Raw genomic sequence first — 16,731 nt, forward strand, 5'->3', positions numbered from 1 at the left:
CTGGCGTCCTCCCGGCCGCTTACGCGGCCGTCTCCTGGTTCTTGATGGTTTCGTTGCGCATGATGGCGCGCATGATCTTTTCCTGCGTCGCCTCCGGCCCGGCGAACTCGCCGACGAAGGCGCCGTCATTCATCACGCAGATGCGGTCGCAGATCCCAAGCAGCTCCGGCATCTCCGAGGAGATCACCACCACACCCCGGCCGGCATCAGCGAGCTCCTGGATGATACAGTAAATCTCGTACTTTGCGCCAACGTCGATGCCGCGCGTCGGCTCGTCCAGGATCAAGACCTTGGGATCTGTCATCAGCCATTTCGACAGCACGACCTTCTGCTGGTTGCCGCCGGAGAGCTGGCCGGCCTCCTGGTAGACGTCCGAGCAGCGAATCCGCATCCGGCCGCGGTAACCGGACGCCGCCTTGAGCTCGGCGATGTCGTCGATCACGCCCTTCGGCGCGACCTGGGAGAGAGACGCCAGGGTGATGTTCTTGCGGACGTCGTCGGCCAGGATCAGGCCGAGCTGCTTGCGGTCTTCGGTGACATAGGCGAGGCCGGCATCGATCGCCGCCGGGACGCTGGTGAGATGGACGTCGTGGCCTTCGAGCCGGGCGCGGCCGGTGATGTTGATGCCCCAGGAGCGGCCGAACAGGCTCATGGCGAATTCGGTGCGCCCCGCCCCCATCAGGCCGGCGATGCCGACGATCTCCCCGCGGCGGACCTGGAAGTCGAGGTTCTTGATCACCTGCCGATCGGTATGCTGCGGGTGGTAGACCGACCAGTTCTCGACCGTGAACACGGGCTCGCCGATCTTAGGTTGCCGCTCCGGGAAGCGGTGCGCCATGTCGCGATTGACCATGCTCTTGATGATGCGGTCCTCCAGGACCGGCTCGGCGCGGCAGTCGATGCTGTCGACGCTGCGCCCGTCGCGCAGCACCGTGATGCGGTCGGCGACGCGGGCGACCTCGTTGAGCTTGTGCGTGATCAGGATCGAGGAGATGCCCTGCTCGCGGAAGGCGACGAGGCGGTCGAGCAGCGCCTGGCTGTCGGCCTCGTTCAGGCTCGCCGTCGGCTCGTCCAGGATCAAGAGCTTGACGCGCTTGGACAGCGCCTTGGCGATCTCCACGAGCTGCTGCTTGCCGACACCGAGATCAGTGATCAGTGTATCCGGCGATTCCTTCAGGCCGACCTGGGCCAGCAATTGCTGGGTGCGCCGGTAGACCTCGTCGCGATCGATGACGCCAAAGCGCTGCGGCGCATGCGACAGGAAGATGTTCTCGGCGATCGACATCAGCGGGATCAGCGCGAGCTCCTGGTGGATGATGATGATGCCGAGCGCCTCGGAATCGTTGATGTCGCGGAAGCGCCGCTCCTCGCCCTCGAAGATGATCTGGCCCTCGTAACGGCCATAGGGATAGACGCCGCTGAGCACCTTCATCAAGGTCGACTTGCCGGCGCCGTTCTCGCCGACCAAAGCGTGGATCTCACCCGCCTCGACCGTGAAGCTGACGTCGCGGAGCGCCTGCACGCCCACGAAGCTCTTGCTGACGCCGCGCATTTCGAGGATTGCCGTCATCGCTCTGTATCCCGCAACTTGAGCCGTCTTGGAGTGGCCGGCGAGCGCATGACCGCGCTCGCCGGCCACCGGTGATCACTCGACCTGCGACTTCTTGTAGTAGCCGCCCTCGATCAGGACCTTCTCCCAATTGCTCTTGTCGACCACGACCGGCTTGAGCAGATAAGCGGGAACGACCTTGACGCCGTTGTTGTAGGTCTTGGTGTCGTTGACCTGCACCTGCTTGCCGTTGAGCACGGCATCGACCATATCGGCGGTCACCTTGGCGAGGTCGCGGGTGTCCTTGAAGATCGTCGAGTACTGGTCGCCGCGCAGGATCGCCTTGACCGACGGCACCTCGGCGTCCTGGCCTGAGATGACCGGCATCGGCTGGTTGCCGCTGCCATAGCCGACGCCCTTCAGCGACGAGATGATGCCGATCGAGAGGCCGTCATAGGGCGACAGCACCGCGTCGACACGCTTGTTGCCGTAATAGGCACTGAGCAGGTTGTCCATGCGGGCCTGGGCGGTGGCGCCGTCCCAGCGCAGGGTCGCGACCTTGTCCATGCCCATCTGGCCGGACGCAACCTTGAGCTTGCCGGAGTCGATGTACGGCTGCAGCACCGACATCGAGCCGTTGTAGAAGAAGTAGGCGTTGTTGTCGTCCGGCGAGCCGCCGAACAGCTCGATGTTGAACGGGCCCTTGCCGTCCTTCAGGCCGAGCTTGTCGACGATCGACTGCGCCTGCAGCACGCCGACCTGGAAATTGTCGAAGGTCGCGTAGTAGTCGACATTCGGCGTGTCGCGGATCAGGCGGTCATAGGCGATGACGGTGACGCCCTTCTCCTTGGCCTGCTTCAGCGCGTCGGACAGCGTGGTGCCGTCGATCGCGGCGATGACCAGCACCTTGGCGCCCTTGGTGACCATGTTCTCGACCTGCGAGAGCTGGTTCGGGATGTCGTCCTCGGCATATTGCAGGTCGGTGTTGTAGCCACGCTCCTTCAGCACCTTCACGATGTTGTTGCCGTCGTCGATCCAGCGCGCCGAGGACTTGGTCGGCATCGCGATGCCGACGGTTGCCTTGCCCTGCGCCATTGCGGCGCTGGACAGCGCCACGGCGCCGAGGCCGGCCAGCGCGGCGGCCATGATGGTCTTGAAATTCAGCATGCTTCACTCCCTCTAAGATTTTCAGATTTGAACTAGGAATACGCGATTGCGTATCTTGATACCAGATAGCTGTTAGGCTGAACGACGCTCGACTCGATTGTTCCTCCTCTCAGATCGAAAGCTTCACGTCAGGCTCGGCGCGACCGTGAGCGCCGACCTCAAGCAGGAAAGTCTGGCCGTGGCCGGGGTCGGCCGCCTTGGCCGCCGCGTCCATGTCCTGCCAGGCCGACGTGACCAGCAGGCGCGACAGACCGGGACCGACGAAGGCCGGGCAGCTCGCCTGGCTGGCCGGAACCGCGATGCAGCGCAGATGCTCGCCCTGCGGGCTGTAGACATCGACACAACCGCCGCCCCAGCGCGCGTTCCAGATCCGCCCCTCCGCGTCGACGACGGCGCCGTCGAGCCCGCCGACGCCGGCATGGCGCAGCAGCACCTCCGGCTCGCCGCGCGGCAGGCCGGTCGTCGGGTCGAGCGCGACGCGGTAGAGCACGTTCTCGTCCGTATCGGCGAAATAGCCGATCGCGCCATCCGGCGAGAAGCAGATTGCGTTGGGAATGGTGACGTTGGGGAACAGGCGGATGATCTCACCGCGATGCAGCGCATAGATCGAGCCCAGGCCGCACTCGGCGTTGCGCCCCATGGTGCCGATCCAGAACGTCCCGGAGGGATGGACCCGCGAGTCGTTCGACCGCGTCGCAGGATTGTCGGCCTCGAGCGGCAGGAACAGCGACAGCGCGCCGTCGGCGACGGAGCGGACATAGAGTCCGTCCTCGGCGACGATCAACTGCCTCACGGCATCGATGCGGCCGAGCGCGCTCGCCATCCTGCCGAGCTCGTGGCGTCGGACGTCGCCGCTGCCGATATTGGCCTCGAACAGCAGGCCTTCGCGGATGTCGAACCACCAGGCGGTGTCGGTGTGAGGATCGTAGGTCGGCCCCTCGCCGAGATGGCAGCGCTCGTCGCAAAGGATCGTGGTCGGCACCTGCTCCATCATGCGGACGCTCCCGCGATCGAGAAGCGATACACCGTCTCGTGCTTGTAGACGTCGTCGGGCGCGAGACGCGCGCTCGGAAAATCCGGACGGTTCGGACTGTCCGGCCAGACCTGCGGCTCCAGGCAGAGCGCGTCGGATTGGCGATAGACGCGGCCCTTGCCGCTCACGGTCGCGTCAATATAGTTGCCGGAATAGACCTGCAGGCCCGGCTGATCGGTGAGCAACTCCATGATCCGTCCCGACCGCCGCGACTCGATCCGTGCCGCGAAGCGCACGCCGTCGCCGGCGCGCAGACAGAAATTGTGGTCATAGCCGCGGCCGCATCTGATCTGCGCATCGTCGGCACGAATGCGCGCGCCGATCGCATGCGCGTCGCGGAAATCGAACGGCGTACCAACAACGGTGTGCGGCGGCCCCTCCAGCGGGATCGCCGTTTCGTCGATCGCCAGGTAGTGGTCCGCCGCGAGCGTCAGACGGTGATCGAGAATATCGGTGCCGGCGGCCAGGCCGTCGAGATTGAAGAAGCTGTGATTGGTCAGGTTGACCACCGTCGTCCGGGTGGTCCGGGCGCTGAAGCTGACAGCCAGTTCCATCGGCCCGGTCAACTGATAGGTGACACGGACGTCGAGCCGCCCCGGATAGTTGGCCTCGCCGTCGGGGCTGACATAGAGCATCGTGACCGAGGGCTGGGCGCCGTCTTCGGTGGCGACGATCTGCCAAAGCTTGCGGTCGAAGCCGTCAGGGCCGCCATGCAAGGCATGCGCGCCATTATTCGCTTCCAAACGGATGTCCTGACCATCGAGCACGAAACGTGCCTTGGCGATGCGGTTGGCGTAGCGTCCGACCGTCGCGCCGAAAAATTTCCGGAGCAGCAAGTAACTCAGCAGGTCGTCATGACCGAGCACCACGTCGTCGACGACGCCCTGCGCATCCGGCACCAGCAGCGCCTGCAGCACCGCGCCGTAGGTGATGATCCGCGCCTCGAAGCCGTCGGCGCCACGCAAGGTGACGCGCTCGACCTCGCGGCCGTCCGGCAGGCTGCCAAACACATCCCTGGTGATATCAGCCTCTGCCATCGCTCTAGTCCTCGAACGGCTCGACGAAGTGGCGGCGGCCGAGCAGGAACGCGTCGGCCACCAGCCGCAGCGGCGCGAGATCGACGTCACCCGCGCCGGTCTTCGTCAGCTCGACGAAGCGGCGATAGAGGCCGGGATATTCGCGCTCCTTCTCGTCGATCATCACTTGGTCATCCGCGGTCATCCGCGCGCCGCCGAGCGACAGCTTGAGTTGCCCGGCGTCGGTCTCGATCCGGATGTCCCAGCTCTGCGGCCCGGTCTGGCGGAAGTCGAACTCGGCCGCGATCGGCAGCTCGCTGGCTGTCGACAACGACAGGTTGGCCGCGATCGGCGCCTGGCGGTTGGACGGAAACGACAGCTCGGCCTCGGTCAGGAACACCGGCTCGGGCAGGATGCGGGTCAGGATCGACAGCGCGTTGATGCCGGGATCGAACACGCCGAGACCGCCCGGCTCCCAGATCCAGGCCTGGCCGGGATGCCAGACGCGCACGTCCTCCTTCCAGTCGATCCGCACGCTGCGGATCCGACGCTGTGACAGCCATTGCCGCGCCGGCTCGACTGCGGGCGCGTAGCGCGAATGCCAAGTCGCGAACAGCGTGCGCCCCTTTGCGGCGGCGAGTGCAATCAGCGGATCGAGCTCGCTGACGGCAGCACCGGGCGGCTTTTCCAGCATCACATGCTTGCCGGCCTCGAGCGCCGCCAGCGCCTGCGCGCGGCGGACCTGCGGCGGCGTGCACAAGGCAACGGCGTCGATCTCGGGACCGTCGCGCAGCAGCTCCTCGATGGTGCCGAAATGCGGCAGGCCGGGCAGCGAGGCGTTACGGCTTGCGACGGCCGTCAAGGTCACGCCCGCGGTGGCGGCGATCGCCGGGACGTGCTGGTCGCGCGCGATCTTGCCGAAGCCGACGATGGCGACACGAAGCTCGCTCATCTCAGCGTCCCCAGCGCAGCACGACCGGGTCGAGCCGGCGCGCGATCTCGATCAGACCCTTCTGTGTCGCCGGATGGATCGGCGGCTGCGGCGCGCGCAGCGTGTCGTGCTTGATCACGCCGCCCGCCTTCATCAGGATCTTGCAGGTCGCAAGGCCGCACTGCCGGTTCTCGTAGTTGATCAGCGGCAGCCAGCGCTCATAGGCCGCGGCCGCGGCCTCGCGGTCGCCCGCGAAATACGGATCGATGATCTTGCGGATGCCGTCGGGATAGCCGCCGCCGGTCATCGCGCCGGTGGCGCCGGCATCGAGATCGGCCATCAGCGTGATCGCCTCCTCGCCGTCCCACGGGCCCTGGATGTCAGCGCCCCCCGCCTCGATCAGCGCCCGTAGCTTGTCGGCGGCGCGCGGCACCTCGATCTTGAAATAGGCGAGATTCTCGATCTCCTTGGCCATGCGCGCGAGCAGCGGCACCGACAGCGGCGTGCCGGCGACCGGAGCGTCCTGCACCATGATCGGGATCGAGATCGCGTCGGAGACGCCGCGATAGAACTCGTAGATCGAGCTCTCCGGCACGCGGAAGGTGGCGCCGTGGTAGGGCGGCATCACCATGACCATGGCGGCGCCCTTCTCCTGCGCCCGGCGCGAACGCTCGGCGCAGACAAAGGTCGAGAAATGCGTCGTCGTGACGATGATCGGCACGCGGCCGGCGACATGCTCCAGCACGGTCGTCATGACCAGATCGCGCTCGTCGTCGGTCAGCACGAACTGCTCGGAGAAGTTGGCGAGGATGCAGATGCCGTGCGAGCCGGCATCGATCATGAAGTCGATCGCGCGCTTCTGGCCCTCGAGGTCGAGACGGCCGTCGGCGTCGAACACGGTCGGCGCCACCGGGAAGACGCCCTTGTAGAGCTTTTTGGCGGAAGCGGTCATGGGCACCTCTTTAGTGATTGTCGCGCGGCACGGGCGAGCCGGTGCGGCCGACCAGGAAGTCGAAATCGACGCCGCGATCGGCCTGCAGCACGTGATCGATGTAGAGCTTCTGATAGCCGCGGGCGGCATGCGGCTTCGGCGGCGTCCAGGCGGCGCGGCGCGCGGCGAGCTCCTCGTCGCTGACATGCAGGTGCAGCCGGCGCCCAGCCACGTCGAGCGTGATCATGTCGCCGTTCTTGACCAGCGCCAGCGGCCCGCCGACGGTGGCCTCGGGGGCGACATGCAGTACCACCGTGCCATAGGCCGTGCCGGACATGCGCGCGTCGGAGATGCGGATCATGTCGCGCACGCCCTGGCGCAGCACTTTCGCCGGCAGCGGCATGTTGCCGACCTCGGCCATGCCCGGATAGCCCTTCGGCCCGCAATTCTTCAGCACCATGATGCAGGACGCATCGATGTCGAGATTGTCGTCGTCGACCGCGTCGTGCATTTCCTCGACGCTTTCGAACACGACGGCGCGTCCGGTGTGGTTCATCAGCTCCGGCGAGGCCGCCGACGGCTTGATAACGGCGCCGTTGGGCGCGAGGTTGCCGGTGAGGATCGCGATGCCGGCTTCGGTCTTGAACGGGGTCTCGAACGGCGTGATGACCTCGGCATTGTAGTTCGGCGCCTCGGCGACATTGTCCCACAGCGTCCTGCCGTTGACGGTCCGGGCGTCCTTGTGCAACAGGCCGCGCTCGCCGAGCGCACGCAGCACCGCCGGCAGGCCGCCGGCGTAGTAGAAGTCCTCCATCAGGAAGCGGCCCGACGGCATCAGGTCGACCAGGCAGTGCACGTCGCGACACAGACGGTCGAAATCGTCGAGCGTGAGCTCAACGCCGACACGTCCGGCGATCGCAAGCAGATGCACCACAGCGTTGGTCGAGCCGCCGATCGCCGCGAGCGTGCGGATCGCATTCTCGAACGCCTGCCGGGTGAGAATGTCCGATGGCTTGAGGTCTTCGCCGACCATCTCGACGATGCGCCGGCCCGCCATGCGCGCGAGCAGGTTGCGGCGCGCGTCGGCCGCCGGAATCGCGGCATTCTCGGGCAGGCCGATGCCGAGTGCCTCGACCATCGAGGCCATCGTCGAGGCCGTGCCCATGGTCATGCAGCTGCCGGCGGAGCGGTTCATGCCGGCCTCGGCCTCGTGGAATTCCTTCAAGGTGATCTCGCCGGCGCGCAGTTGCTCGCTCATCGAGATGATGTTGGTGCCGGAGCCGATGATCTGGCCGCGATACACGCCGCGCAGTTGCGGACCGCCGGAGACGCCGATCGCAGGCAGGTCGGCGGAGGCCGCGCCCATCAAGAGCGCCGGCGTGGTCTTGTCGCAGCCCATCAAGAGCACGACACCGTCGAGCGGATGCGCACGGATCGCCTCCTCCACATCCATCGAGGCGAGGTTGCGGAACAGCATCGCGGTGGGACGCATCGTCACCTCGCCGAGCGAGGAGACCGGAAACTCCAGCGGATAGCCGCCGGCATCGAGCACGCCCTGGCGGACATGCTCGGCGATGACGCGGAAATGCGCATTGCAGGGCGTCAGCTCCGACCAGGTGTTGCAGATGCCGATGACCGGACGGCCCTCGAAGCGATCCTGCGGCGTGCCGCTGTTCTTCAAGAACGAGCGATAATAGAAGCCCATCTTGTCCTGGCGGCCGAACCACGCCTGGCTCCGCAGCTGCTTGTCTGACTTGTCGTTGCTCATTCCTGGTCCGTTCGTGCAGCCGATTGCGCATGACGCCGCCGGCCGTTGTAGATGACTTCGATCATGGCCTCCGAGGCGCCCTCGGGATTGCCATCTGCGATCGCATCGATGATGCGCTGGTGCCAGACCAGCACGGTGTCCCGGTCGGCGGTTTCGATCGGCGCGCTCAGGACGAACGACGCGCGCAATGCCGCCTCGATGACCGCGCCGATCGAGCGCATGAAGGGATTGCCGGAGGCATTGGCGATCGCGATGTGCAGAGCGAGGTCGGCTTCGGCAAAGGCGATCGAGGTCGACGGCTCGCGCTCCATCTGCGCCATCGCCTGGTTCATCGCGGCGAGATCGTCGTCGCTGCGGCGCTCTGCCGCGAGCGCCGCGGCACGCGGCTCGATCGCCAACCGGATCTCGGCGAGGTCGGCAAGAAAGCGCTTGTCGATCCCCGCGTCGAGGTGCCAGGCGAGCACGTCGGGATCGAACATGTTCCAGTCCGAGCGTCCGCGCACCACGGTGCCGACGCGGGCCTTGGTCGACAGCAGACCTTTTGCAACGAGGGTCTTCACGCTCTCGCGCAGCACCGGCCGTGAGACGCCGAAAGTCGCGGTCAGCTCGGCGTCACCCGGCAACCGCGCGCCCTCGGCCAGACGGCCCGAGATGATGTCGATGCCGATGCTGCGGGCGACCTCGGCATGGTTGGAATGCGCGCGCCGGGTCGGAATCGAGACGATGTGCGACGTCGTCATGTCGGCGCCCCCACCGGCTTGGCCGCGGCGGGCTTGACGGATGAGCGGCGCGCGAGCGCCATCAGACCTTGCTGCAGCGCAATGAAAACGAACAACAGAACCCCCGTGGCGATCTTGGTCCACCAGCTCGACAGCGTGCCGTCGAAATTGATGTAGGTCTGGATCATGCCCTGTATCAGGACGCCAAGGAAGGTGCCGATGACCGAGCCCTGTCCGCCGGTCAACAAGGTTCCGCCGATCACCACGGCAGCGATGGTATCGAGTTCGACACCGACGGCCGAAAGCGAATAGCCGGCCGCGGTGTAGAACGAGAAGACGATGCCGGCGAGGCCCGCAAGCACGCTCGACAGCATATAGATGCGGATGGTCATCGGCCCGACCGGAATGCCCATCAGGGCTGTCGCCACACGGCTGCCACCGAGCGCGTAGACGTTGACGCCGAACCGGGTCAAATGCAGCAGCAACGCGCAGAGCACCAGGATCACCAGCATCGCAATCGCGATCGCGGTGAGCCGTCCGCCGCCTGGCAGGCGGATCGCGAAGTCGGAGACGGCACTGTAGATCGGGGCGGTGATCGGAATCGATTCGGTCGACAGCAGGAAGCTGACGCCGCGCGCCAGGAACATGCCGGCGAGGGTCACGATGAAGGGCGGCAGCTCGAACACGTGGATCACCGCGCCCATCGCGGCACCGAACAGCGCGCACAGCACCAGCACCAATGCGAAGGCTGCGAAGGGCGGGATGCCCCAGCGCTCGACCGCGAGCGCCACGAATACCGTGGTGAAGCCGATCACCGAGCCGACCGAGAGATCGATGCCGCCGGAGATGATGACGAAGGTCATGCCGGCGGCGACGATGCCGAGGAAGGCGTTGTCGGTGAGCAGATTGGCGACGACGCGGGTCGAAGCGATGTTCGGGAATTGCAGCGCGCACAGCGCAAAGCCGGCGACCAGCACGAAGGCGGTGATCGCAACCGAGGTCGAGGCCTTCATGGCTTGGTCCTCCGCCAGCGCGCGGTGAAGCGCGAGAGATCGCCGAGCCGCGGCGACTGCGCCAGCAGGACGGCGAGAACGACCACGGCCTTGACCAGCAGATTGAGCTCCGGCGGATAGCCCGACAACAGGATGCCGGTGTTCATGGCCTGGATGATCAGCGCGCCGGCCACCGCCAGCACCAGGCTGAAGCGGCCGCCGAACAGTGAGGTGCCGCCGATCACGACCGCGAGGATCGCGTCGAGCTCCAGCCACAGCCCGGCATTGTTGGCGTCCGCACCCATGATGTCGGCCGCGGCGATCACGCCGGCGAGCGACGCGCACAGGCCGCACCAGACATAGACCGCCAGGATCATGGCGCGCGTGCCGACGCCCGAAAGCTCGCTGGCGCGCGCGTTGCCGCCGGTCGCCTCGATCAAGAGCCCGAGCGCGGTGCCGCGCACGACCGCCGCCGTCAGCAGCAGCATGCCGATCGCGATCACGACCGGGGTCGGCAGGCCCAACACGGCGCCGTTGCCCATCCACACCAGATCGGGCGAGGTGAAGGTGACGATGCGTCCTTCGGTGATGAGCTGCGCAATGCCGCGCCCCGCCACCATCAGGATCAACGTGGCGACGATCGGCTGGATGCGCAGGACAGCGACGAGAATGCCGTTCCACAGCCCGCACACCAAACCGACAGCGAGCGCGGAGCCGATGACCACCGGCAGCGAATGCGTGTCGGCGAGGCTCGCCGCGGTGGCGCCCGCGATCGCCATCACGGCGCCGACCGAAAGGTCGATCCCTCCCGTCGCGATGACGAGCACCATGCCGAGCGACAGCAGCGCCACCGGCGTGCCGCGGTTGAGCACGTCGATGACGCTGCCGAAGAGCCGGCCGTCCTGCAGATGGAGATTGAAGAACTGCGGCGAGACCGCGCGATCGATTATCAGGATCACGATCAGCGCGAATGCCTGCGCAAGACCGCGGCGCGGAATGCGGAGCGTCATGATGCGGCCTCATGCACGGGCTCGCCATCCGCGGCGATCGCCGCGAGGATGCTGGAGACTTCGACCGCCTCGCCCTTCAGCTCCTCGACATGGGCGCGGTCGCGCAGCACGACGACGCGGTTGGAATAGGTCACGATCTCGTCGAGCTCCGAGGAGATCACGAGCAGCGCCAGCCCCTGCTCGCACAACTCACGCACCAGACGGATGATCTCGGCATGGGCGCCGACGTCGATGCCGCGCGTCGGCTCGTCGAGGACGAGGAGCTTCGGCGACGTCGCGAGCCAGCGCGCCAGCAGCGCCTTCTGCTGGTTGCCGCCCGACAGCAGCCCAATGGGACGTTCCGGATCCGGCGGCCGGATGTCGAGCATGCGGATGTAACGCAGCGCGATCTCGTCCTGCTCGCGCCGCGACAGCGGCCGGTGCAGACCGCGCCGCGCCTGCAGCGCCAGCACGATGTTCTCGCGCACGGTGAGGTCGGCGACGATGCCCTCGGTCTTGCGCTCCTCGGGGCAATAGCCGAAGCCGAGCCCGGCACCATCGCGCGGCGAATTCAGCCTGATGGCCTTGCCGTCGATCGTGACCTCGCCGCTGTCGGCGCGCTCGGCGCCGAACACCAGCCGCGCCGTCTCGGTGCGGCCGGAGCCGAGCAGGCCCGCGAGCCCGACGACCTCGCCACGGCGCAGCTCGAGATCGAACGGCGCGAGATAGCCGCGCTTGCCGTAGCCCTTGAAGCTGACGCAGACCTCCCGCGCCGTGTCGGGCTGGCTCGCCGCGCGCTCGTGCGTGGTCTCGGCGAGCTCGCGCCCCAGCATCATTCTGATAAGGTCGAGCCGCGGCAGATCGGCGATCTCGCGCGTGCCGATCAGCCGGCCGTTGCGCAGCACCGTGACGCGATCGCAGATCTCGTAGACCTGATCGAGGAAGTGGCTGACGAACACGATGCCGATGCCATCAGCCGCGAGCTTTCGCATCACCTTGAACAGGATCTCGACCTCGTGGCGGTCGAGGCTGGCCGTGGGCTCGTCGAGAATGAGGACGCGCGCCGACAGATCGACGGCGCGCGCGATCGCGGTGATGTGCTGGACCGCGACCGAGTAGCTCGAAAGCGGCGCGCCGACGTCGATGTCCAGCCCATAATCAAGCAGCAGCGCGTGCGCGCGCCGGCGCATCTCGGCCTCGCGTACGACGCCGAACCGCGTCGGCTGCCGGCCAAGGTAGAGATTTTGTGCCACCGAGAGGTTCGGCAGCAGATTCACTTCCTGATAGACCGTGGCGATGCCGGCATCGACCGCGTCCTTGGCCGAGCGTGGCGCAATCTCGCGATCGGCGAGCCGCACGGTGCCGGCGTCACGCGCGAACACGCCGGTGACCACCTTGATCAGGGTCGACTTGCCGGCGCCGTTCTCGCCGAGCAGCGCATGGATCTCGCCCTCACCCAGAGTGAAGTCGACGTCATCAAGCGCCTTCAGCGCCCCGAAGCTCTTGGTCAGGCCGCGGATCTCCAGCAGGGCTGGACGCGTCGCCGGCGGAGCTGAAGGATCAGACATGACGAACTACTTGGCGCGACGATTGGACATCAGCCAGGAAGCTGACGCCCGCCGAATGAGCGGACGCCAGCACCTGATTTCGTCGTCCCGGCGAACGCCGGGACCCATACCGCGGAATAGTCGATTGAGGCACTGGGCCAATACCGCAGACCTCACAAAGATCGGTGGCTATGGGTCCTGGCGTTCGCCAGGACGACGGCAACAACATAGGCTTCAGCTCAGTAGCCCAAGCCCTTCTTGCTGTCGTAGACCTTCTGCGGATCGTCAGTCGCGGTGTAGAGCTTCGATTCCGTCTGGATCCACTTCGGCGGAACGGTGCCCTTCTCCTTGAAGCCCACGATCGCGTCGAACGCCGGCCCCGCCATGTTCGGCGTCAGCTCGACGGTGGCGTTGGCCTCGCCGGCGGCGATTGCCTTGAAGATGTCCGGCACGGCGTCGATCGAGACGGTCAGGATGTCCTTGCCCGGCTTCAGGCCGGCCTCCTTCATTGCCTGGATCGCGCCGACCATCATATCGTCGTTGTGGGCGTAGACCGCGCAGATCGACTTGCCGCCGTTCTCGGCCTTGATGAAGCTCTCCATCACCTCCTTGCCCTTGGCACGGGTGAAGTCGCCGGTCTGGCTGCGCACGACCTTCAGATTGGCATTCTTGGCGACGACGGCGTCAAAACCCTTCTTGCGGTTGGTGGCGACGCTGGCGCCGACCGTGCCCTGCAGCTCGACGACGTTGCAGGCCTTGCCGCCGACCGTCTTGGCGAGCCACTCGCCGGCGACCTCGCCCTCATGCACGCTGTCCGAGGTGACGGCGGTCAGATAGAGGTCCTTGCCGGAGGGATCGATGTCGCGGTCGAGCAGCACGACCGGGATCTTGGCTTCCTTGGCTTCCTTCAGCACGGCGTCCCAGCCGGAGGCCACGACCGGCGCGAGGAAGATCGCGTCCACACCCTGGGCGATGAAGGAGCGGATCGCCTTGATCTGGTTCTCCTGCTTCTGCTGGGCGTCGGCGATCTTCAGGTTGATCTTGCGCTTGGCGGCTTCCGACTTCGAGACCGAGGTCTCGGCGGCGCGCCAGCCGGACTCCGATCCGATCTGCGAGAAGCCGACGGTCAGCTCCGCGGCGCCAGCGGACGTGGCAAGCAACAAGGCGGCCGTGGCCGAGGCCGCAAAGAGGGCTTTCAGGGTCATCAGACGTTCTCTCCCAAAAAGGTACTGTTTTTTGATGCGCCGCCGCGAACAGCGGTACCGACGCACCTATTCACCCGCCTCGACGGCCGGTGACGTCCGTTATTTCACGGAACCCAGGGGATGACTAGTCATATTATTTGACTGTAATACTTTTTGAGAATAACAGGCGCCGGCGCAGCCCCACTACCGCCGAAGATAAGCGTCGGACACAAACAAAATTTTAAGTTGTGGATAGGCTGGATCAGCGCAGCTTCGTCGCTTCGCGGGCGCGCTGCTCGATCGCGGCCCACGCACCGGCCTTGATGTCGGCCGCGGGCGCGACCCACGAGCCGCCGATCGCAACGACCTTCTTGTGCGCCAGCCATTGCGCGGCGTTGCCGGCATTGATGCCGCCGGTCGGACAGAAGCGCACGTTCGGGAAGGGACCCGCTAGCGCGTCGAGCGCCGCGAGCCCGCCGGCCGGCACCGCGGGAAAGAACTTCACCAGCTCATAGCCCCGCGTCACGCAGGCGATGAGATCAGAGGCGGTCTGAATGCCCGGCGCGAACGGCATCTCGCCGGCATTCGCGGCGTCGAGCAGGCCGAGCGAGAGGCCCGGACTGATCGCGAAGGCGGCGCCGAGCCTGGCGGCGCGCTCGTAGTCCGCCGGCGTCAGCACCGTGCCGATACCGACGACGGCGTCCGGCACCTCATCGATGATCGCGCGCGCGGCATCGAGCCCCGCCTGCGTCCGCAAAGTGATTTCGATGACGCGGAGGCCGCCGGCGACGAGCGCACGCGCAAGCGGCACGGCATGCGCCGCGTCCTCGATCGTGATCACCGGGATCACCGGCGCCAGCGCGAAGACCGCATCGAGCTTCGCGCGCTTGTCCAAATTGTTCATCACGCCTCGCTCATCGTCAGAATGTCCCGCGGCATCGCGGTGGCCGGGATCACGGCCCCCGGCGCCATGATCACGGCACCGGCGAGCCGGTGCCCTGCCAACGCCGCCTTGCGCGGCGGCGCGCCCTTGATGCGCGCGGCGAGATACCCCGCATTGAAGGAATCGCCGGCCGCCGTGGTGTCGATTGGCTTGAGCACCGCAGGTGGCGCGATGTCGACCAGCACGCCATCGGCATGGATCAGGCAGCCGCGCGCGCCGCGCTTGACCACGACCTCGTTGACCCCGGCGTCCTTGAAGCGGCGCAGGCTGACGGAGGCGTCGGCATCGCCGAACAGCATCTGCTCGTCCTCCAAGGTCGGCAGCGCAACGTCGACCAGCGGCAGGATCGCACGGAACGCGCGCTGGGCGACCTCGCGGCTGGCCCAGCCGCGCGGCCGGTAGTTGCCGTCGAACACGACCCGCGCGCCGCGCTTGCGCGCCACCGTCAGGAGCTCGCGCAGCTTGGCCTTGCCGGTCTCGCCATAGAGCGAGAGGCTGATGCCGGAGAGATAGATCCAGTCGAAGCGCGAGAGCCTGTCGAGCATATCGCGATCGGCGCGATCGAACAGCTCGCGCGCCGGCGCGCGGTCGCGCCAATACAGGAAGCTGCGCTCGCCCTTGGCATCGCGCTCGATCATGTACAGGCCGGGCACGCGGCCCTCGACCTGCAGCACCTCCGAGGTGTCGATGCCCTCGGCCTGCCAGGCCGCCAGCATCATGGCACTCAGGGGATCATCGCCGAGCGCCGTCACGTAGGAGGTGGGCACGCCGAGCCGGGCCAGATAGAGCGCGGTGTTGAGCGTGTCGCCGCCGAAGCCGCGCCGGAACAGCGAGCCGTCCTCCTGCGCAAACTCCACCATGCACTCTCCGATGCAGGCGACTTTCATCGGCGTCAATCCATCCATCAAAACGTCAAATGAACCTTCATCGACCGGCTGCGATCGCTGGCGAGCTCGAAGGCGGCGACCGCCTGCTCGAATGGCAGCGCAGCCGAGATCAGCGGCTTGACGTCCAGCAGCCCCTCGCCCATCAGCCGCAGCGCCAGCTCGAATTCGCGGTCGAACCGGAACGTGCCGCGCAATTGCAGCTCCTTCGTGACCAGCGTGTTGAGCGGCAAGGTCATCTCGCCGCCGAGCCCGAGCTGGACGATGACGCCGCCGGGCCTCATGACGTCGAGCGCGGCCCGCAAGGCGGCCTGGTTGCCGGAGGCCTCGAACAGCACGTCGAACGTGCCCTTCCCGCTCCGCCACGGATCGAGCGCCGACGGCTCCGCCCCGACATTGAACGCATGGCTGGCACCGAGCGTGCGCGCCACCGCCAGCGGCGCATCGGCAATGTCGGTGACCACGATCTCGGCCGCACCGCCGTAGCGCGCCACCAGGATCGACAGCGCGCCGATCGGGCCGCAGCCGGTCACCAGCACGCGCTTGCCGAGCAGCGAGCCGGCCTGATGCGCCGCATGCAGGCAGACCGACAGCGGCTCGGCCATCGCGGCCTCACCGAGCGACAGCGACGGCGCGATCGGCACTGCCTGCGAGGCATCGATGGTGACGAACTCGCGGAAGCCGCCCTGCACGTGGGGATCACGCATCGCGCTGCCCATGAAGCGCATGTCGAGGCATTGGTTGCGCAGCCCCTCGCGGCAATAGCTGCAGCGGCCGCAGGGCAGGCTCGGATTGACGGCGACGCGCGTGCCCTCGGCGAGGCCGGTCACGCCGGCACCGACCGCGGCAACGTGGCCTGCGATCTCATGGCCCAGCGCCATCGGCTGCCTGATGCGCACGGTGCCGAAGCCGCCGTGATGATAGTAATGCAGGTCCGAGCCGCAGATGCCGCCGGCCTCGATCTTGACCCGCACCTCGCCGGGTCCCGGCGCCGGATCTGGAAAGCTGTCGATGCGCAGATCTTTCGGCGCGTGAATGACGACCGCACGCATGGCCGGCCTCCCTGTCTCTTGTCTTC

15 protein-coding genes are annotated in these 16,731 nt (G+C 66.8%); all 15 read right to left on the minus strand.

All coding sequences use genetic code 11. The features are described from left to right. Positions 1–19: 19 nt before the first annotated feature. Positions 20–1,570 (minus strand): multiple monosaccharide ABC transporter ATP-binding protein, encoded by a 1,551-nt coding sequence (gene mmsA, locus ACQR1F_RS11880; RefSeq protein ID WP_434913071.1) that lies wholly within the window; start codon positions 1,568–1,570, stop codon positions 20–22. 75 nt (positions 1,571–1,645) lie between these two features. After that, entirely contained in the window at positions 1,646–2,716 is a 1,071-nt protein-coding gene (gene chvE, locus ACQR1F_RS11885) for a multiple monosaccharide ABC transporter substrate-binding protein (RefSeq protein ID WP_315804475.1), read from the minus strand. A 109-nt stretch (positions 2,717–2,825) separates the two neighbouring features. Continuing rightward, positions 2,826–3,707 carry an SMP-30/gluconolactonase/LRE family protein gene (locus ACQR1F_RS11890; protein WP_434913151.1) on the minus strand — a complete coding sequence of 294 codons (882 nt, stop codon included), beginning with the start codon at positions 3,705–3,707 and terminating at the stop codon, positions 2,826–2,828. Beyond that, entirely contained in the window at positions 3,707–4,786 is a 1,080-nt protein-coding gene (locus ACQR1F_RS11895) for an aldose epimerase family protein (RefSeq protein ID WP_434890564.1), read from the minus strand. Before ACQR1F_RS11895 ends, ACQR1F_RS11890 begins: the two co-directional genes overlap by 1 nt. Positions 4,787–4,790: 4 nt before the next feature. Then, on the minus strand, positions 4,791–5,717 hold the full coding sequence (locus ACQR1F_RS11900; protein WP_434839140.1) for a Gfo/Idh/MocA family protein: 927 nt from the start codon (positions 5,715–5,717) through the stop codon (positions 4,791–4,793). A gap of 1 nt (position 5,718) precedes the next feature. After that, the gene (locus tag ACQR1F_RS11905; RefSeq protein ID WP_434913072.1) at positions 5,719–6,648 is read right to left on the minus strand and encodes a dihydrodipicolinate synthase family protein; all 930 of its coding nucleotides are present in this window, start codon (positions 6,646–6,648) and stop codon (positions 5,719–5,721) included. A 10-nt stretch (positions 6,649–6,658) separates the two neighbouring features. Continuing rightward, positions 6,659–8,395, minus strand: a complete 1,737-nt coding sequence (locus tag ACQR1F_RS11910) for an IlvD/Edd family dehydratase (protein ID WP_434839142.1) — start codon at positions 8,393–8,395, stop codon at positions 6,659–6,661. Next, entirely contained in the window at positions 8,392–9,135 is a 744-nt protein-coding gene (locus tag ACQR1F_RS11915) for a FadR/GntR family transcriptional regulator (RefSeq protein WP_316177969.1), read from the minus strand. The genes ACQR1F_RS11910 and ACQR1F_RS11915 overlap by 4 nt, the downstream gene beginning before the upstream one ends. Further along, complete coding sequence (gene yjfF / locus ACQR1F_RS11920) at positions 9,132–10,127, minus strand: galactofuranose ABC transporter, permease protein YjfF (RefSeq protein ID WP_316218652.1); 996 nt, start codon at positions 10,125–10,127, stop codon at positions 9,132–9,134. Before yjfF ends, ACQR1F_RS11915 begins: the two co-directional genes overlap by 4 nt. Further along, a complete protein-coding gene (locus tag ACQR1F_RS11925) occupies positions 10,124–11,116 on the minus strand; it encodes an ABC transporter permease (protein WP_434892952.1) in 993 nt (330 codons plus the stop codon). Before ACQR1F_RS11925 ends, yjfF begins: the two co-directional genes overlap by 4 nt. Next, complete coding sequence (locus ACQR1F_RS11930; RefSeq protein ID WP_434892951.1) at positions 11,113–12,663, minus strand: sugar ABC transporter ATP-binding protein; 1,551 nt, start codon at positions 12,661–12,663, stop codon at positions 11,113–11,115. The genes ACQR1F_RS11925 and ACQR1F_RS11930 overlap by 4 nt, the downstream gene beginning before the upstream one ends. Positions 12,664–12,881: 218 nt before the next feature. Further along, positions 12,882–13,847, minus strand: coding sequence for a galactofuranose ABC transporter, galactofuranose-binding protein YtfQ (gene ytfQ / locus ACQR1F_RS11935; RefSeq protein WP_434913073.1), 966 nt, complete (start codon positions 13,845–13,847; stop codon positions 12,882–12,884). Positions 13,848–14,088: 241 nt separating this feature from the next. Further along, a complete protein-coding gene (gene eda, locus ACQR1F_RS11940; RefSeq protein WP_316177963.1) occupies positions 14,089–14,733 on the minus strand; it encodes a bifunctional 4-hydroxy-2-oxoglutarate aldolase/2-dehydro-3-deoxy-phosphogluconate aldolase in 645 nt (214 codons plus the stop codon). After that, on the minus strand, positions 14,730–15,626 hold the full coding sequence (locus ACQR1F_RS11945) for a sugar kinase (protein ID WP_409997971.1): 897 nt from the start codon (positions 15,624–15,626) through the stop codon (positions 14,730–14,732). Before ACQR1F_RS11945 ends, eda begins: the two co-directional genes overlap by 4 nt. A gap of 47 nt (positions 15,627–15,673) precedes the next feature. Further along, positions 15,674–16,705: an L-idonate 5-dehydrogenase gene (locus tag ACQR1F_RS11950; RefSeq protein ID WP_434882065.1), complete on the minus strand. Its 1,032-nt coding sequence runs from the start codon at positions 16,703–16,705 to the stop codon at positions 15,674–15,676. Positions 16,706–16,731 lie beyond the last annotated feature (26 nt).

It is taken from the genome of Bradyrhizobium sp. HKCCYLS3013 (genome assembly GCF_051167615.1).
In the GTDB taxonomy this organism is placed as follows: Bacteria; Pseudomonadota; Alphaproteobacteria; order Rhizobiales; family Xanthobacteraceae; genus Bradyrhizobium.